Genomic DNA, 22,594 nt, shown 5'->3' with positions numbered 1-22,594 from the left:
TGCCACCTGTAAAAATTTTCGTTCGAAATGAAAAACACCCTCAACACTTAAGCAATCCTAATGAAATGACAAAAAAATAATTACTATGAAAACCAAATCGGCTTAAAGACACACGTTATCAATATAACCCAAACAATATTTCAACAGAAATCCCAAAAAAAGATCCCAGCAAGCCCCGCAGCATCAAAGCTCCTGAATATTTCTCATGGTAAATGACATCACAACACCCAAACAAAATCATTAAATAACAATAAGATAAACAAAAAACACCACCAATAATCATTGGTATTGAATAATTAAATTAAAGTTGTAATATTCACCTCGTTTAAAAGTCATTTATTTTAACCAGGCATTTCTTTTGCAACAAAACAGTTGCCTTCAAATGAAAGCAATTTCGTTTTTTACCTGAGAATGATAAAGGTGAATGGGCGTTAACCTTTAGCCCTGGTGAACTGACATTGATCAATGTGCAAATAAAAGTACAGGGCGCGTAACGTCAAGGGAAATGTAATGCGCTGGTAAAAAAAATTACGCGGCTGATACCGTAAAGTATCAGCCGCGTTAGAGAATGGAAAGACGAGTTCTGCAAAACCTGTCTTTCCGGCGTTAAGTGATTTCGACATCAAATTAACAGGTTTATTAAATATGAAAATCAAACTTATTGCATTAGCAATTGTGGCTAGTGCAATTTCTGGTATTGCTGATGCGCAAATGAGCAGCAGCGATCAATTCATTGTACAGAATTACCTCTCCACTCATCCGGAACTGCCGCAGGATAAAACACAGGAGATAGAAAGAAAGGACACTCTGCAAGAGGTAATCAATTATGTGAAGGGAAATTCTTATTACAACGGAAGTACCACAGTTAGTTTTCCGCCCATCGACACAACAGCTATTCCAATAAGTACATTGACACCAGCCACAAAACCGCAGGCAGCTACCTCTACTGACGGTGAAGGCGAAGCATTAACCAGGGCTAATCAGGAGCGTACCGCTCAGCAAACTAAAGCGCTACAGGATGCTTATCGTCAGCGCTTCGCACAGCTGAAAGGCGAAGCGTTAACCAGGGCTAATCAGGAGCGTACCGCTCAGCAAACTGAAGCGCTGCAGGACGCTTATCGCACTTCAGCCAAAAAATTCAACGACGAAAAAGGCCAGGCCCTGCTCGAGGGCAACCTTAAACGCACACAAATACAAAGCGATGCTCTCAATGCTGCAAAATCTGAGCATGAAGCAAACCAGCATCAGGTCGATGCCGCTCAGTACCGCACTATGGTCAATGCGCAAGTCGCTGAAAGCAGCCATGAAGAGTTTGTGCAGCAGACAGACGCCAATACTGCTGATATCAATACGCTGAACACAGGCCTGAAACAAGCCCAGGTGATGGGTAGTGATGCCCAGTCCCGGGCCAATGACGCTTATGCCAACACCGAAGCCAACCGTCAGGCATTACAGGCAACCAACCATCGCGTAGCGGATAATAGCGCGGCAATTGCTAATCACGAGCAGCGCATCGAGAAACTTGAGGCGTCGAATTCAGCGAACTTTGGCAAGCTGAAAAACCAGGTGGATGAGAACCGCCAGCGTGCATCGGCCGCCATTTCCGGCGTGGCGGCGATGGCGAACATTCCTCAGGTAATTCAGGGCCAGACCTTTAGCGTTGGCGCAGGGGTCGGCACAACCGACAGCGAAAGCGCGCTGGCCGTTGGCTTCTCGGCCCGGGCAGCAGAACACGTGGTGGTGAAAGCCTCGGTTTCTGACGACACGCAGCAGAACTTCGTGGTTGGCGGCGGCGTCAGCTACGGCTGGTAATATCAGTTTTGCCCGGGGGCGCTGCGCTTACCGGGCCCGCGCGTAGGCCGGGTCAGGCGTAGCCGCCACCCGGCATCTCAAGGTTTTATTGAGCGACATGGATTCGCTTTTTGATGTCTTTGAGAAACAGCGTGATGGTAAAGGTCATCATCACCAGCAGCGTCCACGATCCCCATTTGCCGACGTGCACCGTCGCCCAGGCTCCCAGCTGATTGGGATAGCGCCAGACGCCAAAGAAAGTGCCCATATTTTCCGCCAGCCAGATGAAAAAACCGATTAGCGCAAAAGCCACCAACAGCGGCATTTTGTATGGTCTGTCGTAAGGAGTGAAAATCACCGTTGAGCGCGCATACATGCCTAAAGCTACCGCCGCGATATACCCCCGGTAGTCACCGAAAAAATGATGAGTGAAAAAGTTGGCATAGAGCGCAAGTGAAAGCAAAACCGCATGCAGAATTGGCGGATGATGGAGGATTTTCAGGTCAAACAGCCGCCAGCACTGAATGATGTAGCTACCCACCGCTGCATACATAAACCCACTGAACAGCGGCACGCCGCCGATTTTGCTCCAGCCCGCTTCCGGATAGTGCCAGGAACCAATCGCCGATGACGTTTTAAATAGCTCCAGCGCAAAGCCCAGCACGTGAAACAGGGTGATGGCTTTGATTTCATCCAGGCTTTCAAGGCGGGTGAAAAACATCGTGAGCTGAATGGCGAGCGCAATCAGCAGCAGCAGATCGTAGCGAGACAGGCCCAGAAGCCCGCTGCAGGGCACGCAGAAAATTGCCAGGAAAAAGAGTCCGGCAAACAGGCAGGCGCGAAGCTCCTTTACGCCAAACCAGATAAACTCCAGCCCGGCCTTCTTAATACCGCGTAGCGCCGTTTCAGGCGGGTGAATCAAAAACAGATCGAGACGACTGAGCACTTCCCTTACTCCCGGTCCAGTATGGAAAGTGCTCATTGTGCCACAGGCGCGAAATAAGGATAGCGGGCAGCCAGACGGCTGCCCAAAAACGGATTAGCCAAGCACCTCTTTCAGCACCGGGCCAATCGCCTCAAACGCCTGCGGGGAGATGATATCCACGTGGGCACAGTCCTGGCGATACACATCCAGTTCGTTCACCCAGGGTGCCCACGCGCGATGCGGATCCTGACCCGGCGTCAGCGTGCGTTCGGCAACGAACAGCGTTGCCCTTCCGTCAAACTTCACGCTGTGGGCGGTGGTCAGCAGGCGCACCGCATCGGCATAGTTACCTTCAATAGCGGTAAACAGCTCACCGGACGCCTGACCTTGCTGTGCGGCAAGGAAGGCCTCGCGCTCGCGGTTAATTTCTGCCAGCACTTCCGGATCCAGACCGTTGGCTTCCTTTTCCGACCAGTTCTGCGTTTCCGGCGGCCAGGTGTCCAGCAGCCCGAGGAAAGCGACCGCTTCACCACGCTGGCGGAGCCGGGCAGCAATCCCCTGTGCCAGCGTACCGCCGAGCGAGTAACCAAACAGATAATACGGGCCATGAGGCTGCTGTGTAAGCAGCGTTTGCAGATGGTTTTCACAGAGTTCATCCAGCGTCGTCACGTGGGCCATAGGGCCATCCGGGCGCGGCGACTGGATGCCCGTTATCGACCAGCGCGGGCTCAGCCAGCGGGCCAGCACGCTAAACTGCCACGCGAATCCCGAGGCTGGATGGAAGCACCACAGGCGTGGCCCGTCGCTTTCGCGCAGAGGCAAAATCGCTTCATAACCTAAGCGTTGCGCTTGTGCGTCGTCCACAGACTCCAGCAACTCGCTGAGCTTGCCCACCGTGGAAGCCACCATCACCTGTCCCGGCGTCACCTGGCGGGCAAAGGTGCGACTCAGCTGCGCCGCAAGGCGCATCGCCAGCAGCGAATGGCCACCGAGGGCGAAGAAATCAGCGTCCACATCATTAATCTCGCAGCCGAGCAGCACGCTGAATGCCTCAGCAACAGCAATTTCCACGGCGCTTTCCACCGCACGACCCGGCGCTTTTTGCGCCAGCTCCGGCAGCGGCAGTGCTTTGCGGTCAAGCTTGCCGTTGGCGCTTAGCGGAAGCGCTGAAAGTGAAATTAGCGTCACCGGCACCATATGCGGCGGCAGCTTGCCGCGCAGATTTTCGAGCAGCATGTCGCCGTCCAGCGGCAGCCCCGATTCCGACACCACGTAACCCACCAACTGACGCGCATCGCCGCCCACTGCTGCAGCCTGGTTCAGCACGCAGGCGTGCGCCACGGCCTGCGCCACTTCTGGCAGGGTCAGCATCATGCGTTCGATTTCGCCAAGCTCAATGCGCTGCCCGCGAATTTTTAGCTGATCGTCGCTGCGGCCTAAATACTCCACCGCGCCGAAATCCTGCCACCGGGCAACGTCGCCGGTGCGGTACATACGCTCGCCCGGGGCAAACGGATCGGCAATAAAGCGGCTGGCCGTGAGGTCCGGACGGCCCATATAGCCCTGCGCCAGCTGGACGCCGGTGAGATAGAGATCGCCCGCCACGCCAAACGGCACCGGGCGCATCTGCGCGTCCAGAATGCGCAGACCGGTGTTCCACACAGGGAAACCAATCGGCACGCTGTTGCCCTTCACCGCCGCCAGCTCCGGGCCAAAGGCCGGATACCAGCTGACGTCCACCGCCGCTTCCGTCGGCCCGTACAGGTTATGCAGAGGCGCACCGATGAGCTGTTCCCACTCCCGACACAGCGCGGCAGGCAGCGCTTCGCCGCTGCAGAACACCTGCTTCAGCGTGCGGCACGAGGCCACGCTCTCTTCGTTGAGCGAGGCGACAAACGCCGCCAGCATCGACGGCACAAAGTGCGTGGTGGTCACGCCGAAATCGGCGAAGAACTGCTGTAACGCCTGCGGATCGCGGTGCGCCTCCGGCTCGGCCATCACCAGCTTCGCACTGGTGATAAACGGCCACCAGAACTCCCACACCGAGACGTCAAAACTGCATGGCGTTTTTTGCGCCACCACGTCGCTGGCATTCAGCGGATAGTGGTCCTGCATCCACAGCAGGCGGTTGACGATCGCCGTCTGGCCGACCATCACGCCCTTCGGCCTGCCGGTTGAGCCCGACGTGAAGATGATATAGGCGGTGTGTTCGGAGCGCGAAAGTACGAGCGGAGAATCATCTCCCGTTGGCAACGGCGCGGTATAGCAGAGCGTATCGATACCGGGGAAACGACTTAGCTGGTCGTCGGAGATAATCAGCAGCGAGGGGCGGGCATCTTCCAGCATCATGTGCAGACGCTCGTCCGGATAGCCCGTGTCCAGCGGCAGCCAGGCCGCGCCCGCTTCCACAATACCGTGCAGCGCGAGGGTTAAAAAAACCGAACGCGGTAATGCGACCGCGACGCTGTCGCCGGGTTTTACGCCACGCTCGCGCAGCACATTTGCCAGCGCCACAACCTGCTGGCGCATTTCGCGATAGGTAAACTGCATACGGGCATCTGCCAGCGCAATAGCATCCGGCGTTTTTGCGGCCTGTGCCGCAACCAGCGCGCTGAGCGTGGTTTCCGGCAGCATCATGCCCGTGTCGTTAATCTGTTCCAGACGCTGATACTCCTCGTCTGACACCATCTCAACGTCGCCGCAGCGCAGTTCAGGATTTGCAGCAAACTGGTTCAGCATCGCCAGCAGTCGGGCAATATGCTGTTGCAGTTCTGATTCGTCGTAGCGCTGTTTATTAGCCAGCACTTCAATTGTCAGGCCGCCTTCCTCGTCCGGGAACAGCGCCAGCTCCAGATCGTTCACCGGACCCGTCGCCAGGGTGTGAGTGGTGGCATGCACGCCGTCGAGTTCGAGCTGATAATCAAACACTTTGACGTTGAACACCGGGCCAAACAGCGGCTCTTCGCCTGCCGACTTTCCTGCGTCGCGAACGATTTGTTCGGCATCATAGCGCTGGTGGCGGCGCATTTTCTTGAGCTGTGCGCCCAGGCGATTCGCCAGCTCCGGCAAGGTTTCTTCCGGTTGGATGGTGACCGCCAGGGGCAATACATTCAGCACCGGCCCCGTTGCGGTCAGCGCAGCAGAACCCATGCGGCGCATGAAAATGTAACCCGCCGCGTAGTCGTTGCGTCCGCACAGGCGTCCCAGCCAGAGCGCGGCCAGCGCCAGAGCCAGATCGGTACGCTGAGCGGTGTGTGTGGTCGCTAAACGGCTGAAGGCCTGTTTGTCCGCGGTGAGCTTAAGCCGCCAGATCTCCGTACTGGTCGCCCGGCCAGATAATGGTGCGGAGGAGAGCGAGGCTGGCGGAGGCAGCTGTTTGCGCTGTTCAGCCCAGAACGCGCCATCGCGCGCGTGCGCTTCGCTCTGCTGGTAACGCTGATATTCCTCCACAACGTCCGCGAAAGGCGTAAACGGCGAGGTGGGCGGCGTTTCTCCACGCAGCAATGCGGCATAAATCTGCACGATCTGGCGGGTAATGGCCGGGAAGCTGAAGCCATCCACCAGCAGATGATGATAGCGCTGATACCAGTACCAGCGACGGTCACCGACGCGGATGAGCTGATGGCATACCAGCGGGTTGCCGCTGTCGACGCGGGTGTTCTGCGTCAGGTCAGCCTGCATCACCGCCATTGCGGCAGCATGGGGGTCGGCCTGGTGGCGTAAATCCAGCACTGCGCTCGCATCGTGCGTCAGGCTGTCGTCCACCCATTGCCACAGCTCGCCGTTATCTTCACTAAAGCGCATTTTCAGCGTGTCGGCCTGCGCCAGCCCGAGGGCAATAGCCTCGGCAAACCGGGCAGCATCCATTTCGCCTTCAAGCTCAACGTAATGGGCTACGCTCCAGGCATTCGGCAGCGTGGAAAGCTGCTCCGCCATCCAGATCCCCGGCTGCGCGGCCACCAGCGGTAAACATTCAGTCATGGCGAGCTCCGGCAAAATGGGCGGGGTTCAGAGTAGTCCAGCGGGCCGACAGCCAGGCGTTGCAGGCCTCCGCGCTCTGGGGTTCACAGACAACATGCCAGCCTTCGGGCAACGCGCAGTGCTGCGGCCACAGGCTGTACTGCTGCTGCGCATTTTGCAGAATATAAAACTGCCCTTGCGCATCATCGAAAGGGTTACTGATTTGCATACCAAACTCCTGTCGTAAAGCGCGTTATGCCGGGAGCAGCGGCTGCCAGAGCGCAATCAGCCCTGCGGTTAAGCCGCCGCGCCAGCACAGCGCATCGTGTCCGCCGTCAACCTGACGCCAGAAAACCGGCTGCTGTGTACGTTGTAGTTGTTGGAAGAGGGCCTGATTGGCCTTAAAGATAACCGGCTCGCGACGCCCGGCTTCCAGCCAGATGCGCAGGCCGCGCGGCGACAATTCTCCGCGGGAAAGTTTTTCAGGGATTACGCCGCCGTGAGGCTCACCGCGCATGGGCCACCAGTAGGAACCGGACTGACTGAGCACGCAGCCAAACTGCTGCGGAAAGCTCAGCCCGGCATACATCGCCGCCAGACCGCCAAAGCTCTGCCCGGCCACAAGACGACGTTCAGGATGTTCGCTGTGCGGTGCAATGCGCCGGATTTGCGGCAGCAGCTCTTCCTGTAACGCCAGCCAGAAATCCTGGTTACACGGCAGCTCGGCGCTGCGGTGCGCGGTATCGATGGCATCAATCAGGACGTAGACAGCGGGTGGAAGCCGCCCCTCCTGCGTAAGGCGGGCAAGCGGCGACCAGACCGGCATGCTTTCAGCCCAGAACTGGCCGTCGAGCAGCAGCGCCAGCGGACGTTCATCAGAGGACGCTTCGCCCGTGGTGTAAACCCAGACGCGGCGAATGTTACCCAGACGCTGACTGCGCCACTGGATACAAACAGGCGGTGCATAAGGGACGTCAGGCCGATCCCAGCCTGGCTGAACGGGGGCTTCCGGCAAGGAGAGCGCCGACACGGCATGCCCTCGCCCACCGCGCCAGCTGTGTGCGTTTCGCGGATCGGCCACCGCGTTCGGCAACAGCTTACGCCAGCCCTCACGCAGCAGTTGACGATCGGGCGCTTCGCCGTTGAACAGCGCCGCCGCAAAGTCATCGGTACGATCGGTGGGGATAAAACAGTAGCTGCCGCGCCAGCTGACGGGGAGCCAGGTTTGCCACTGCCAGACGTCGGTGCCCGGTAGACGGGACAGCGTCTGCGGCACCGCGTTCTGGTGGTGATCCGTTACGCCGGTGATGTAAATCCACACCCGCTGAATGGCTGAATGACGCTCATCTCCCGCCGGATCTCGCCAGTAAAACGTGACGTGGCAGTTCTCTCCTTCCCGACGCCACTGAGGCCCCTCGATGCGCGCCCACCACTCTGCACTCCCTGCCACCGTTTCCGCCACGTTAACCCCGCGATATCTGTGGAATTATTTGTTACACGCCAAAATTTATTGATAATATTATTGATAACTATTTGCATTTGCAATAGCGTATTGGCGCGCGTTTTCGTTTCATTCATAACCTCTGAACGCCGCTCTGCGCCTTGATGAGGTTTTATCCATACAGCAGGACGTTGACTTACCAATGAATAACAAACTTAAGTCCCTGACCTTACTGGTCAATCTGGGCATTTACGGGGTGGCTTTACCGCTGCACGCTGAAGAGACCGCAAAGGCAAGCACAGCAGACGCAGAAGAAACGATGGTCGTGACCGCCGCACAGCAGAACCTGCAGGCGCCGGGCGTATCCACCATCACCGCGGATGAGATCCGCAAAAATCCTCCCGCTCGCGACGTGTCCGAAATTATTCGTACCATGCCGGGCGTGAACCTGACGGGGAACTCCACCAGCGGCCAGCGTGGCAACAACCGCCAGATTGATATTCGCGGTATGGGCCCGGAAAACACCCTGATTCTGGTCGACGGTAAACCTGTCACCAGCCGCAACTCCGTGCGTCTGGGCTGGCGCGGCGAGCGCGACACCCGCGGTGATACCGGCTGGGTACCGCCAGAGATGATCGAACGTATTGAAGTCATTCGTGGTCCAGCCGCGGCCCGCTACGGCAATGGCGCAGCAGGCGGCGTGGTGAACATCATCACCAAAAAATCCAGCAACGAGTGGCACGGCTCCTGGGACACTTACATGAACCTGCCGGAGCATAAAGACGAAGGCTCCACCAAGCGCACCAACTTCAGCCTGACCGGGCCGATGGGCGGCGACTTCAGCTTCCGCCTCTACGGCAACCTGGACAAAACGCAGGCCGACGCATGGGACATCAACCAGGGTCATCAGTCAGAGCGTACCGGCATCTACCAGAACACCCTGCCCGCCGGGCGCGAAGGAGTGGAAAACAAGGCCATCAACGGCCAGCTGCGCTGGGACTTTGCTCCCATGCAGTCCCTGGAGCTGGAAGCTGGCTACAACCGCCAGAATAACCTCTATGCGGGCGACACCCAGAACACCAACACCAATAACTTCGTGAAGGAAAACTACGGCAAAGAGACCAACCGTCTGTACCGTCAGAATTACGCCCTCACCTGGAACGGTGGCTGGGATAACGGCGTCACCACCAGCACCTGGGCGCAGTACGAGCACACCCGCAACTCGCGCAAAGGCGAAGGCCTGGCGGGTGGCACCGAAGGGATCTTTAACTCCAACAAGTTTGTTGATATCGATCTGTCCGACGTGCTGCTGCACAGCGAAATCAACCTGCCCGTCGATTTTGTCTTCAACCAGACGCTGACGCTCGGCACCGAGTGGAACCAGCAGAAGATGAAGGATATGGGGTCGAACACCCAGACCTTTATGGGCGGACCAATTCCGGGCTTCAGCAGCACCAATCGCAGCCCGTACTCGCAGGCGGAGATCTTCTCGCTGTTTGCCGAAGACAACGTTGAAGTGACCGACTCCACCATGCTGACGCCAGCATTGCGCTTCGATCACCACAGCATCGTCGGCGACAACTGGAGTCCGTCCCTGAATCTGTCGCAGGGCCTGGGTGATGACTTCACCCTGAAGATGGGCATCGCGCGCGCCTATAAAGCGCCAAGCCTGTATCAGACCAACCCGAACTACATTCTCTACAGCAAAGGCCAGGGCTGCTACGCCAGCACCAGCGGCTGCTATCTGCAGGGGAATGATGACCTGAAGGCCGAAACCAGCATCAACAAAGAAGTGGGGCTGGAGTTTAAGCATGACGGCTGGCTGGCTGGCGCGACCTGGTTCCGCAACGACTACCGCAACAAGATTGAAGCCGGTTATTCGCCGGTATCCACCAACGGCGCTGGCACCGATCTTTATCAGTGGGAGAACGTGCCAAAAGCGGTGGTGGAAGGTCTGGAAGGGACGCTGAACGTGCCGGTGACCGAGACCGTCAACTGGACCAACAACATCACCTATATGCTGCAAAGTAAGAACAAGGAGACCGGCGACCGTCTGTCGATCATCCCGGAATACACGCTGAACTCGACCCTGAGCTGGCAGATTGTGCAGGACGTGTCCGTCCAGTCGACCTTCACCTGGTACGGCAAGCAGCAGCCGAAGAAGTACAACTACAAAGGGCAACCGGTGACGGGCAGCGAGCTGAACGAAGTCAGTCCGTACAGCATCGTTGGCCTGAGCGGCACCTGGGATGCCACCAAAAACGTCAGCTTCACGGCGGGGATCGACAACCTGTTCGACAAGCGCCACTGGCGTGCGGGTAACGCCCAGACCACCGGCGGCGCGACGGGCTATATGTATGGCGCGGGTGCAGAAACCTATAACGAGTCCGGCCGGACTTATTATATGAGCGTGAATACGCACTTCTGATCCTGAGTTTCCCCTCTCCCCAGCCCTCTCACGAAGGGAGAGGGAGAAACCCGTCAGCACCGAAAATTTCCCTCTCCCTTTGGGAGAGGGTCAGGGAGAGGGAGTTCCACAAAATGAAAACCCACCACAGCACCTTCCCGCTTGCCGCTCACCTCCTTCACCGAATCGATTTCGATTCGCAGACCTTTACCGACGCCGATCTGCTCTGGCTTCCCCATCACGCTAAACTTCAGGCTGCCGGACGCAAACGCAAAGCCGAACATCTCGCCGGACGGCTGGCGGCGCTTCATGCGTTGCAGGAGCACGGTAGTCGGCAGATTCCGGATATCGGCCCTCATCGCCAGCCCATGTGGCCGGATGGCTTTTACGGCAGCATCAGTCACTGCGGAACGACCGCGCTGGCGGTGGTATCGCGGGAGCCTGTCGGGGTCGATCTTGAAACCTGTTTTAGCGAGGCGATGTGTGAGGAACTGACCAGCGGCATTATCACGCCGGAAGAACAAAGGGTGCTGCATGCCAGCGGCTTGCCGTATTCGCTGGCGCTAACGCTGGCCTTCAGCGCGAAGGAAAGCGCCTTCAAAGCCTTCTCTTTTATGACAACCGACCTGCCCGGATTTGCCTCAGCTCAGGTGGTTGCGCTTGATGCACAACATGTGACGCTGCAATTCTCTTCCACCTTTTCGCCCACCCTTGCCGGGCAGCGCTGCGATGTCCGCTGGCTTCAGCGCGGGCAGGAGATCGTCACGCTACTGGCGAAAGCTCTCCAGCCTGTGTAGCTGCTGGCCTGCCGCATCAAAATTCTCCGGCGCAAGCCAGCTTCGCAGCGCGGCATCCACCGCGGGCCATTCACCGTCGATGATTGACAGCCAGTCGCTGTCCCGGTTGCGGCCTTTGCGCACCATCCGCTGGCGGAAGCGTCCTTCAAAGGTAAAACCGATACGCTCGGCGGCCCGACGCGAGGCCACGTTCAGCGCATCGCATTTCCACTCCACGCGACGGTAGCCGCAGGCAAATGCCTCCTGCAACAGTAACCAGACCACTTCGGTGCTTATCACGCTGCGCTTCATTCTTTGCGACCAGCTGACGTGGCCGATTTCTACCGTACCGTTGGCGCGATCGATCGCCATCAGGCACACCACGCCCACCGCGCGTTCGCTGCGTGCATCAATCACCGCATACGGCACCAGCCCGCTGTCATCCACTTTGGCCTGGAGCCAGCTTTCGGTTGCTGCAATGGAGACTGGACGCACGCTGCCAAGCCAGGTCCAGTCTCGTTCATCTTCAGCCAGCGCAAATGCCTCGTATAAATCTGCGGCGTGCCGGGCCACGATGATGGGCTCCAGCCGACAGCTTCGGCCTGCCAGCATTTTCCGCTCAAGCTCCCTGGCACCGTGCCAGTCTGGCACGATATCGCCCACCCATTGTCCGTACTCGTTTAACTCCGCCACGATGTGCTCCCGCTGATATTGTTGAGGATGGTTATAGCATGCGTGCCACCGCTTCGGCCAAATCCAGCCGGCAATCTGGCGGCCAGGGGCATTTTGTCTCCTATACTGACAAAAAGCCGCTACCGGATCTCGCTATGTCACTTCCCGACTTTCACGTCTCCGAACCGTTTACCCTTGGCATTGAGCTGGAACTGCAGGTGGTTAACCCGCCGGGTTACGATCTCAGCCAGGATTCCTCTGCGCTGATTGCGCAGACGCAGGGCGCGCTCGCCGCCGGGGAGATTAAGCACGACATCACCGAAAGCATGCTGGAAATCGCCACCGGGGTGTGCCACGACATCCATCAGGCCAGCAGCCAGCTTTCGGCGATTCGCCAGACGGTGCTCGAGGCCGCCTCGCGCCAGCACGTGCAGATTTGCGGCGGCGGGACGCATCCTTTTCAGAAGTGGCAGCGTCAGGAAGTGTGCGATAACGAACGCTACCTGCTCACGCTGGAACAGTTCGGCTACCTCATCAAGCAGGCAACGGTGTTCGGGCAGCACGTGCACGTTGGCTGCGCCAGCGGAGATGACGCGATTTACCTGCTACACGGGCTCTCGCGCTACGTTCCGCACCTGATTGCGCTCAGCGCCGCGTCCCCATATTTGCAGGGCGCAGACAGTAAATTTGCCACTTCACGTCTGAACGTCTTTTCCGCTTTCCCCGATATGGGCCCGATGCCGTGGGTGGCAAACTGGCAGGGTTTCGAAGGATTGTTTCGTCGACTCAGCTATACCAGCATGATCGACAGCATTAAGGATCTGCACTGGGATATTCGCCCGAGCCCTCACTTTGGCACGGTGGAGGTCAGGGTGATGGACACGCCGCTGACCCTCGCGCACGCGGTGAATATTGCCGGGCTGATTCAGGCTACCGCCCGCTGGCTGCTGGAAACACGTCCGTTTAAGCATCAGGAGCAGGACTACCTGCTGTACAAATTTAACCGCTTCCAGGCCTGCCGCTATGGGCTTTCAGGCGTGCTGACGGACGTTCATAGCGGGGAGCAGCGTCCGATTGCCGAAGATATTCAGCGCCTGCTGGAAAAGGTAGAGCCCTGGGCCGACAAGGCCGGAGCGGGTAGCGCCATAGAGGCGCTGGAGCGGCAGGTGAAGCAGGGCTACAGCGAAGCCTATCGAATGCGCGAATTTATCTCATCCGGCGGCTCGCTGATTGCCCTTGTGGAAAAGCATTGTGAGATTTGGGCGGCTTAACCTGCGCGCCTTATACTATCTCATTCACACTTATGCATTTTATGCATAAGCTAAGCTGAATTTTGACTTTACCTGAATTCGCCCGCGGCGCTAACGTAGCGGGGCTTATAAAAAACACAAAACCTCACTTTTTCAGGGATCGTCATGACAAAAAAAATTCTGCCTTTGCTGCTGGCGATGCTGTCAGCCGCGTCTTATGCCGCCACGCCGCCCAATACGCTGATCGTCGCTCAAGGTCTGGACGATATCGTCAGTCTCGATCCTGCGGAAGCTAACGAACTCTCCAGCATCCAGACCGTGCCGAGCCTGTATCAGCGCCTGGTCCAACCCGATCGCGATAACCCGGCGAAAATCATGCCGATCCTGGCAGCCAGCTGGGAAGCCGACGCGGCAGCAAAGACCCTGACGATCAAGCTGAAGCCGGATGCTAAATTCGCCTCCGGGAACCCGCTGCGTCCGGAAGACGTGATCTTCTCCTGGTCCCGCGCAGTGAAGCTGAACAAATCCCCCGCCTTTATCCTTAACGTACTGGGCTGGGACGCAGGCAATATCGATGGCCAGTTAAAGAAAGTTGACGACCATACTTTGCAACTGCACTGGACGGCGGACGTCAGCCCGGCCGTGGCGCTGAACATTCTCTCCACGCCGATTGCCTCCATTGTGGACGAGAAGCTGGTAGCGGCAAACGTCAAAGGTGATGACTTTGGCAACGCCTGGCTGAAGATGCACTCGGCAGGCAGCGGCGCGTGGAAAATGCGCGTCTATCAGCCACATCAGGCAATCGTGCTGGATGCCAACGATACCTCACCAACCGGTGCGCCGAAGCTGAAAAACATCATCATCAAGAACGTGCCCGATCCGGCCTCGCGCCGCCTGTTGATCCAGCAGGGCGACGCGGATGTCGCTCGCGACCTCGGTGCTGATCAGATTAGCGCCCTGCAGGATAAGCCTGGGATAAAAGTGCTGAGCATCCCCTCTGCGGAACAAAATTACCTGGCGTTTAACACCGGCAACAGCGCTAATCCGCTGCTGAATAACCCGGCGCTTTGGGAAGCCGCGCGCTGGCTTGTGGACTATGAAGGGATCACCAAAGATCTGCTGAAAGGCCAGTACTTCGTGCATCAGAGCTTCCTGCCGATCGGCTTCCCGGGGGCGCTGGAGAACAATCCGTATAAATTCGATCCGGCGAAGGCCAAAGCCATCCTCGCGAAAGCGGGCATCAAAGACGCGCACTTTACTCTGGATGTGGAAAACAAGCCGCCGTTTATCACCCTTGCCCAGTCGATGCAGGCAAGCTTTGCGCAGGGCGGCGTGAAAATCGATCTTCTTCCTGCCGCAGGCAGTCAGGTCTACGCCCGCGTGCGTGCCAAACAGCATCAGGCCGCTATTCGCCTGTGGATCCCTGACTACTTCGATGCCCACTCCAACGCCAGCGCCTTCGCGTGGAACGACGGTAAGTCCAGCACCGTCGCGGGGCTGAACGGCTGGAAAATTCCTGAACTCAATCAGCAAACCCTGGCCGCCGTTGCCGAGCCTGACCCGGCCAAGCGGCTTGGGCTGTACACAAAAATGCAGGAAGAACTGCAGCAGAGCTCCCCTTACGTCTTTGTTGACCAGGGCAAAACCCAGATAGTGATCCGCGACAACGTCAAGGGCTATCAACAGGGCCTGAACGCCGATATGGTCTGGTATGACCGCGTAACCAAATAGCCGCCGCCCTTCCCCCTCTTCGGTGCGGAGAGGGGCTTTTGCACATCCTGAGATAACGAGCTTTCATGCCACACATCACTCGCGCGCTCCAGTCGTTGTTGACCCTGGCGCTGACGCTCTTCGGGCTGCTGCTGATCACCTTTTCGCTCTCCGCGCTGTCGCCGGTCGACAGGGTACTGCAGATCGTTGGCGATCACGCCAGCCAGTCCACCTACGATCAGGTTCGCCACCAGCTTGGGCTGGATCAGCCGCTGCCGCTGCAGTTCTGGCACTATCTGGCCAATCTCGCACACGGCGATTTAGGTATTGCCAGCAGTACCGGGCAGCCCGTGCTGCATGACCTGCTGTCGGTCTTTCCCGCAACGCTGGAGCTTGCCACGCTTGCCCTGATACTGGGCGCTCTGCTGGGCGTTGCCGCAGGAGTACTCTGCGCCCGTTTCGTCGGCACACCGTGGGATTTAGCCATGCGAACCTTTACGCTTTTGGGCAATTCTGTGCCTATTTTCTGGCTCGGGCTGCTGATGCTGGCGCTGTTCTACGCCAGGATGCAATGGAGCGCCGGGCCGGGCAGGCTGGATGATATCTACCAGTACACTGTGGACGCGAGAACCGGGTTTGTGCTGATTGATACCTGGCTGTCCGGCGATATGGCCGCCTTCAAAAACGCCTTCGCCCACCTGGTGCTTCCGGTGCTGCTGCTGTCCTACTATGCGCTGGCAAGCATCACTCGCCTGACGCGCTCAGCCTGCCTGAGCGAGATGAACAAAGAGTACATCCTGTTGGCCCGGGCCAAAGGGGCAGGCGAGATGTGCATTCTGCTTCGCCACGTGCTGCCGAATATTCGCGGCACGCTGCTGACGGTGATTGCACTGGCCTGGACCAGCATGCTGGAGGGCGCGGTGCTGACCGAAACGGTCTTCTCATGGCCCGGAATAGGCCGCTACCTGACCACCGCGCTGTTCGCCGGAGACACCACGGCGATTATGGGCGGCACGCTGCTGATTGGCGTCTGCTTTGTGCTGATCAACAACCTCACCGATTTGCTGGTGCGCCTGACCGATCCGAGGATACGCTGATGCCTGGCTCTCTTTTTCTTCGACGCCTGCGCCGCTCCCCAGCGGCCTTCTTCGGCCTGCTGGTTATCACCCTGCTGCTGCTGATTGCGCTGTTTGCGCCTCTGCTTTCCCCACTCGATCCCAACTGGCAGGACGCCGCCGCCCGTTTACAGGCACCTGGCGCTCAGCACTGGTTCGGCACCGACAGCTACGGGCGCGACCTGTTTTCGCGGCTGATTTACGGCACGCGTCCGGCGCTGGGCCTGGTGGGACTGGTGACCCTGATTACCCTGCCGGTCGGCCTGCTGGTGGGGATCCTCTCCGGTTACTACGGCGGCTGGATGGAGCGCGTGCTGATGCGCTTTACCGACGTCGTGATGTCGATGCCAAGGCTTATCCTGGCCTTCGCCTTTGTGGCCATGCTCGGCCCCGGTCTGGTCAATGGCGCCCTGGCGCTGGCGCTGACCACCTGGCCTGCCTACGCTCGCCAGGCACGTAGCGAAATTCAGCGCCTGCGCCACAGCGATTACCTCGCGGCGGCGGAGATGATGGGTATTCGCGGCGGGCGTTTGCTGGTGGGACATATTCTTCCGTTGTGCCTGCCGTCGGCAATTGTGCGCCTGGCATTGGATCTGGCGGGGATTATTCTTGCCGCCGCCGGGCTCGGCTTTCTCGGTCTCGGTGCCCGCCCGCCGATGGCGGAATGGGGGGCGATGATCGCCGACGGCATGCAGGTGATTTTTGACCAGTGGTGGATAGCCGCCATTCCCGGCACCGCCATTCTGCTGGCGAGCCTTGCCTTCAACCTGCTGGGCGATGGCCTGCGCGATGTCCTGGAGCCACAACATGACTGATCCCTTAATCACCATTGACGCTCTGAGCGTCGATTACTCCGGCACACGCGTGGTCAACAATCTGAGCTTCAGCCTTGGCAACGAGCGGCTGGCTATCGTGGGGGAGTCCGGCTCGGGCAAATCCATGACTGCCCGGGCGCTGATGGGCCTGGTGCGTAAACCGGGCATCGTCAGCGCACGGCGCCTGAACGTACTCGGTCATGACGTGCTGAACCTTTCCTCCCGGGACTGGCAACGGCTGCGCGGCAACGGTATCGCTATGGTGCTTCAGGATCCGCGCTATGCCCTGAACCCGGTGAAATCCATCTTTAACCAGCTCGAAGAAGCCCTGACGCTGCATCAGCAGCTCAGCCGCCGAGAGCGTAAAGAAGCCGTGCAGGAAATCGTTCATGCGGTCGGCCTGGAGAGCACGGTGCTAAGCCGCTATCCCGGAGAGCTTTCTGGTGGTATGGGCCAGAGGGTGATGATCGCGATGGCGCTCATCAACAATCCACGGGTGCTGATTGCCGATGAACCGACTTCCGCCCTCGATGCGCGCCTGCGTCATCAGATTCTGGATCTGCTGGTCGGCCAGTGCGAGCAGCGCCAGATGGCCATGCTGCTGATTAGTCACGATCTGCCGCTGGTCGCGCAACACTGCCACCGGGTAATGGTGATGTATCAGGGAGAAAAGGTCGATGATATGCCCGCAGGCAGGCTGCCCGAAGCCACTCATCCTTACACCCGTACGCTGTGGACCTGTCGCCCTGACGCCAGCACGTTCGGGCAGATGCTGCCGACGCTGGATCGCAGCCGCAGCTATACGGAGGTGAACCATGGCACTGATTGAACTTAGCCAGCTGCATGTCCGCTTTGGCAGCAAAGTGGCCGTTTCGGGTGCTGATTTTTCCGTAAACGCCGGGGAGACCTTCAGCCTGATTGGCGCTTCCGGCTGTGGTAAATCGACAATCCTGCGCGTGCTGGCCGGGCTGAACCGCGACTGGCAGGGCTCCGTGCGTCTGTTCGACAACGCGCTCACGCCGGGCATGCGTTTCCAGGGCGCGCTGCGCCGGAACGTGCAAATGGTCTTTCAGGATCCTTACGCCTCCCTGCACCCGAATCACACTCTGTACCGGACGCTGGCCGAGCCGCTGCAAATCCTGAAAGAAGCCCACATCGACGACAAGGTGAAAACCGCCCTGCAACAGGTTGGCCTGCCTGCCGATGCGCTACAGCGTTATCCGCATCAGCTGTCCGGCGGCCAGCGCCAGCGCGTGGCGATTGCCCGGGCCCTGCTCCTGCGCCCGCAAATCCTGCTGCTGGACGAGCCCACTTCCGCGCTGGATATGTCGGTGCAGGCGGAAATTCTCAACCTGTTGAACCGGCTGAAGGCAGAGCATGGTATGACCTACCTGTTGGTCAGCCACGACGCGGACGTCATTGCCCATATGTCTGACCGCGCAGCGTATATGACCGATGGCGTTATCCAGCGCTTTTACGACCGTCCGGCGCTGCTAAACGGCGAGCACCGGATGACCTGACGTTGGCCCTGAGCGGGCAGCTTAGCCTGCCCGCTTATGCCCCCACTCGCGCATGTGCTGGAACAGCACGTACAGCGACGGGATAAATATCAGCCCGATGACCGTCGCCACCAGCATGCCGCTGAACACCGTGGTGCCGATAATCCGACGGCTTTGCGCACCCGCCCCGCTCGCCAGCATCATCGGCAGCACGCCAATGATGAACGACACGGCAGTCATCATCACCGCACGGAAACGTCGCGTTGCCCCTTCGCATGCCGCCTCGACGATCGACGCCCCGTCATCGCGCCGGGTTCGGGCGAACTCAACTATCAGGATCGCATTCTTCGCCGCCAGTGCAATCAGCAGCACCAGGCCTATCTGCACGTACACATCGTTGGCGTATCCGGCAAACCAGAGCCAGATCAGCGCCCCGCCGATGGCGAACAGCACGGAGAGCATGACGCTGCCCGGCAGCGTCCAGCTTTCATACTGCGCCACGAGGAACAGCCACGCCATCACCACCGCCGCCAGCACAATCCATACCGCCTGGCTCCCGGTCTGCCGCTCCTGCCAGCTCATGCCGCTCCAGGCATAGTCATAGCCCTGCGGCAGATTCGTCGCCAGAATTTGCTCCATCGCCGCCATTGCCGTGCGGCTGCTCACGCCTTCCGCGGCAGATCCGCTCACCGCCACCGACGGAAACTGGTTGTACTGCTGCAGGAACGGTGCCCCCACGACGGGCGTGATGGTGACCAGATTGCTCAGACGTACCCGCTCCCCGCTGTTACTGCGCACGTAGAGATCGCTGATTTGCTCTGCACGCTCGCGCCACTGCATTTCGTTCTGCATCACCACGTGCCACACGCGGTTGTTGATGCTGAAGTCTCCGGCGCGGGTGCCGCCAAATGCGGTCTGCAACGTACTGAAGATCCGCGATACCGGCACGTCCAGCCGGGCTGCGCGCTCACGATCAACGCTAAGAGAGAGCTGCGGCACGGTGCTGCTCCAGGTGCTGAATACCCGGCTCAGCTGTGGATGCTGATTCGCCGCAAAGAGGATCTTTTGCAGCGTCTGCTCAAGTGCTGCCGAAGTTTGCCCTTCCTGCGCCAGCAAACGAAGATCGAAGCCGGATGCGGTACCGAGCCCCGGCAGCGTCGGCGGCGCAAAGGCCATGATCGTCGCCCCCGGTAAGGTCATCAGCTGGCGTTGCAGTTCGCCCATTACCCTCTCCAGCGGCTCACGGTGCTGCCACTCCTTGAGCATCACCGACATGAATCCACCGTTGGATGCGCTGGTGCCGTTGAGGATGTTAAAGCCGGAAACCTGAATGACGTCGGCCACCGCCGGGTGGCGTCGAATCATTTCACGCGCCTCGTTCATCACGGCTTCAGTACGTTCAAGCGAGGCAGCTTCCGGCAGTTGAACGTTGGCAAAGAAGTAGCCCTGATCCTCCTGCGGCAGGAACCCTTTCGGCATGTTCAGGAAGCTGAACGTCACCACCAGCGCCGCGACCGTCGTCGCCAGAAGAGCCAGCCATGGACGAAGGGTCAATGCCTTCACCCAATGCTGATAGCCGTTGCGCGTGGCATCCAGACCACGATTAAAGACGCGATAAATCGCCGCCGGACGTGCCGAGCGCGGGCGCAGCAGAAGCGCGCAGAGCGCTGGCGTCAGGGTCAGAGCGACAAGACTCGAGAGCGTCACGGCTGCAGAAAGCGTGACCGCGAACTGACGATAAAGCTCGCCGACAATCCCCGGCAGCAGCGCCACCGGCATGAATACCGCCAGCAGCACCAGCGTGGTGGCGATCACCGGCCCGGCAATTTGCCCCAGGGCTTTCGCCGTGGCGGTTTTGCGATCGAGCCCGTCCGCCATCAGGCTTTCGACGTTTTCCACCACCACAATGGCGTCGTCTACCACCATCGTCAGCGCCAGAATAATCGCAAACAGGCTCAGGGTGTTGGCGCTGTAGCCAAGCCACCAGAGTACGGCAAAGGTGCCCGTTAACGAGACAGGAATAGCCAGCGCCACAATCAGCGTGGCGCGCCAGCTTTGCAGGAACAGCGATACCACAATGACGACCGCCAGCAGCGTCAGGCCGAGCGAAAAAGCAATCTCCTCAATGGTGGCAGCCACAAACCGGGTGGTATCGAACTTCACTTCATATTTCAGATCGTTTGGGAAGCGGGCTGAAAGGATCTCCAGCTCGGCACGAACGCGTTTTGCCACCTCAAGCGCATTCGCGGAAGGCGTCGGGTAAATGCCAAGATAGGCAGAGTCGTGCCCGTTGAGCTGCGCCCCGGAGCTGTAGCTGCGCGAGCCCAGTTCAATCGTCGCCACATCGCCCAGACGCACCAGTTGCCCGTGCTCCCCCACGCGCAGAATGATATTGCTGAACTCATCCGCTTCATTAAGCCGCCCGAGGCCGTTAATCGTCAGCGTTTGCTGCTGTCCGTTGAATACCGGCGGCGTACCGACCTGCCCCGCTGCGCCCTGCACGTTTTGCTCGCGTAATGCCTGGGCGACATCATCTGCGGTGATATTCATGGCGTTCATGCGGTCAGGCCGCAACCAGATGCGCATGCTGTAATCGCGCGCACCAAACATCTGCACCTGGCCCACGCCCGGCAGTCGCGCCAGCGCTTCGCGTACGCGGGTGCTGGCATAGTTGCTGATAAACAGCGGCGTCAGGCTGCTTTGCGGCGAGTAAAGGCTCACGCCCATCATCAGGTTGGTCGCGCGTTTACGCACCTGCACGCCGTTCTGCTGTGCTTCAGCCGGAAGCTGTGCCACGGCTTGCGAAACGCGGTTTTGCACGTCAATGGCGGCAAGATCTGCATCGGTGCCTGCTGCAAAGGTGATACTCAGGCTGTAAGTGCCTTCATCCGAGCTGGTGGACTCCATATAGAGCATGTGATCGACGCCGTTGAGCTGGGTTTCCAGCGGCGTGGCGATGGCTTCGGCCACATCCGATGCGCTGGCGCCGGGCCAGCTGGCGCTGACGTTCACCACCGGCGGCGTGATCTGCGGGTACTGCTCCACCGGGAGCAGCCTGAGGGCAACTGCACCGACGAAAGTCAGCAGCAGGGCAATAACCATCGCAAAGCGTGGACGGCGAATAAAAAACGTCAGCATCGTCTCTCCTTAGCTCAGCGGCTGAACGGCGACGCCGTTACGCAGGCGCTGCGCGCCTTCAGTCACAATACGCTCGCCCGCCTTCAGCCCGTCGATGACGATAAATTGTTGTCCTTGCTGCGCGCCAAGCGTGAGTCGGCGCTGCTGCGCATGACCGCTGTCATCCACGGACCAGGCAAAAAAGCCGTTGGCATCCTGCATCACGGCGGCGGCAGGGATCATCAGCGTCGGCTGTTTTTCCTGAGGACGCAGCCAGATATCCACACTGCCGCCCGGCAGCAGGCGATGCTGAGGATTGGCAAACTCAGCCCGCAGGGTCACGCTGGCGGTTCGCGGGTCGATACGGTTATCCACCGAGGTGAGCGTGCCGGACGTTCTTTCGCCGTTAAGCTGGATTTGCGGCATCCACGCCGCCTTCAGCGCGTTGACGTCCACGTGCTGTTCGCTTTTCAGCCAGAAGGTTTGTTCGTCCAGCGCAAAGGCTATGCGCACCGGGTCAAGCTGCACCACCTCGACCAGCACGCCGCTGGAAGGATTAATCAGGCTCCCCTGATGCACGCTGGCGTGCCCGGCCCGACCGGTGACCGGGGAAATAATTTTGGTATAGCTAAGGGCAATACTCTGCGACTCCACGCGGGCTTTCGCCTGTTCTACGGCGGCGGCGGCCACATCACGCTGCATGCGGGCGGTGTCCACGTCGTTGCGGCTGATGGCCTGGCTGTTGTTGAGGCTCTGATAGCGGGCCAGCAGCTGTTGCGCCTGGCGCAGAGACGCCTGCGCACTTTTCAGCTCCGCCCGGGCGAGCGACAGCGCGGCGCGCTGGGAAGCGCTGTCCAGTTCAAACAGCAGATCGCCTGCGTTAACGTACTGCCCCTCCCGAAAGTGCATTTTTTCAATCATCCCTTCGGTACGGGCACGAATGGCAACGGTATGGATCGCTTCAATGCGACCTGGGATCTGCCGCTCGACGGCGTGTGGTATCTGTTCAACGGTGGTCAGACGCACCGGAATCGCACTGGCTATCGCCGTACTCAGTACGCAGACGGCCAGACCACAGGCCAGTAAGGCGTGGCGAAAAATTTTGTTCATCGGGAT

General features: G+C 59.1%; 16 protein-coding genes. 9 read left to right on the top strand and 7 right to left on the bottom strand.

Features of this window, described 5'->3' with window-relative positions; genetic code table 11:
• Nucleotides 1–909 precede the first annotated feature (909 nt).
• The gene (locus tag AB1287_RS04275) at nt 910–1,812 is read left to right on the top strand and encodes a YadA C-terminal domain-containing protein (protein WP_435617054.1); all 903 of its coding nucleotides are present in this window, start codon (nt 910–912) and stop codon (nt 1,810–1,812) included.
• Between the two features lie 85 nt (nt 1,813–1,897).
• On the opposite strand, the gene AB1287_RS04270 is transcribed toward AB1287_RS04275, so the two are convergent.
• The 4 genes from AB1287_RS04270 to fes form a co-directional block, all read right to left on the bottom strand.
• Nucleotides 1,898–2,737, bottom strand: coding sequence for a DUF817 domain-containing protein (locus tag AB1287_RS04270; protein WP_435617053.1), 840 nt, complete (start codon nt 2,735–2,737; stop codon nt 1,898–1,900).
• 93 nt (nt 2,738–2,830) lie between these two features.
• On the bottom strand, nt 2,831–6,697 hold the full coding sequence (gene entF, locus AB1287_RS04265; protein WP_435617052.1) for an enterobactin non-ribosomal peptide synthetase EntF: 3,867 nt from the start codon (nt 6,695–6,697) through the stop codon (nt 2,831–2,833).
• Complete coding sequence (locus AB1287_RS04260) at nt 6,690–6,905, bottom strand: MbtH family protein (RefSeq protein WP_435617051.1); 216 nt, start codon at nt 6,903–6,905, stop codon at nt 6,690–6,692. Before AB1287_RS04260 ends, entF begins: the two co-directional genes overlap by 8 nt.
• A 24-nt stretch (nt 6,906–6,929) precedes the next feature.
• Nucleotides 6,930–8,138, bottom strand: a complete 1,209-nt coding sequence (gene fes / locus AB1287_RS04255; protein WP_435617050.1) for an enterochelin esterase — start codon at nt 8,136–8,138, stop codon at nt 6,930–6,932.
• 181 nt (nt 8,139–8,319) lie between these two features.
• Here fes and AB1287_RS04250 point away from each other — a divergent pair, with 181 nt between their 5' ends.
• Both AB1287_RS04250 and entD read left to right on the top strand, forming a co-directional pair.
• Nucleotides 8,320–10,545, top strand: coding sequence for a TonB-dependent siderophore receptor (locus AB1287_RS04250; RefSeq protein WP_312624562.1), 2,226 nt, complete (start codon nt 8,320–8,322; stop codon nt 10,543–10,545).
• Nucleotides 10,546–10,658: 113 nt separating this feature from the next.
• Nucleotides 10,659–11,321: an enterobactin synthase subunit EntD gene (entD, locus tag AB1287_RS04245; protein WP_435617049.1), complete on the top strand. Its 663-nt coding sequence runs from the start codon at nt 10,659–10,661 to the stop codon at nt 11,319–11,321.
• Here the strand turns inward: entD and AB1287_RS04240 are convergent.
• Complete coding sequence (locus AB1287_RS04240) at nt 11,292–11,993, bottom strand: GNAT family N-acetyltransferase (protein ID WP_435617048.1); 702 nt, start codon at nt 11,991–11,993, stop codon at nt 11,292–11,294. The two genes, entD and AB1287_RS04240, sit on opposite strands and share 30 nt — an antisense overlap.
• A gap of 134 nt (nt 11,994–12,127) precedes the next feature.
• Here AB1287_RS04240 and AB1287_RS04235 point away from each other — a divergent pair, with 134 nt between their 5' ends.
• The 6 genes from AB1287_RS04235 (at nt 12,128) to AB1287_RS04210 (ending at nt 18,382) form a co-directional block, all read left to right on the top strand.
• On the top strand, nt 12,128–13,243 hold the full coding sequence (locus tag AB1287_RS04235) for a YbdK family carboxylate-amine ligase (RefSeq protein ID WP_435617172.1): 1,116 nt from the start codon (nt 12,128–12,130) through the stop codon (nt 13,241–13,243).
• 144 nt (nt 13,244–13,387) lie between these two features.
• The gene (locus AB1287_RS04230) at nt 13,388–14,953 is read left to right on the top strand and encodes an ABC transporter substrate-binding protein (RefSeq protein ID WP_435617047.1); all 1,566 of its coding nucleotides are present in this window, start codon (nt 13,388–13,390) and stop codon (nt 14,951–14,953) included.
• Nucleotides 14,954–15,018: 65 nt separating this feature from the next.
• A complete protein-coding gene (locus AB1287_RS04225) occupies nt 15,019–16,029 on the top strand; it encodes an ABC transporter permease (protein ID WP_435617046.1) in 1,011 nt (336 codons plus the stop codon).
• Nucleotides 16,029–16,862 (top strand): ABC transporter permease, encoded by an 834-nt coding sequence (locus AB1287_RS04220; protein WP_435617045.1) that lies wholly within the window; start codon nt 16,029–16,031, stop codon nt 16,860–16,862. The genes AB1287_RS04225 and AB1287_RS04220 overlap by 1 nt, the downstream gene beginning before the upstream one ends.
• Nucleotides 16,855–17,691 (top strand): ABC transporter ATP-binding protein, encoded by an 837-nt coding sequence (locus AB1287_RS04215; protein WP_435617044.1) that lies wholly within the window; start codon nt 16,855–16,857, stop codon nt 17,689–17,691. The genes AB1287_RS04220 and AB1287_RS04215 overlap by 8 nt, the downstream gene beginning before the upstream one ends.
• Nucleotides 17,678–18,382 carry an ABC transporter ATP-binding protein gene (locus AB1287_RS04210; protein ID WP_435617043.1) on the top strand — a complete coding sequence of 235 codons (705 nt, stop codon included), beginning with the start codon at nt 17,678–17,680 and terminating at the stop codon, nt 18,380–18,382. The genes AB1287_RS04215 and AB1287_RS04210 overlap by 14 nt, the downstream gene beginning before the upstream one ends.
• Nucleotides 18,383–18,403: 21 nt before the next feature.
• Here AB1287_RS04210 and AB1287_RS04205 read toward each other — a convergent pair whose 3' ends face one another.
• Nucleotides 18,404–21,499, bottom strand: coding sequence for an efflux RND transporter permease subunit (locus AB1287_RS04205; protein ID WP_435617042.1), 3,096 nt, complete (start codon nt 21,497–21,499; stop codon nt 18,404–18,406).
• A gap of 9 nt (nt 21,500–21,508) precedes the next feature.
• Nucleotides 21,509–22,588 (bottom strand): efflux RND transporter periplasmic adaptor subunit, encoded by a 1,080-nt coding sequence (locus tag AB1287_RS04200; RefSeq protein WP_435617041.1) that lies wholly within the window; start codon nt 22,586–22,588, stop codon nt 21,509–21,511.
• Between the last annotated feature and the right edge of the window lie 6 nt (nt 22,589–22,594).

The organism is Scandinavium sp. UTDF21-P1B, from assembly GCF_040750395.1.
Taxonomy (GTDB): Bacteria; Pseudomonadota; Gammaproteobacteria; order Enterobacterales; family Enterobacteriaceae; genus Scandinavium.
This window is presented reverse-complemented; position numbering and strand designations above follow the sequence as displayed.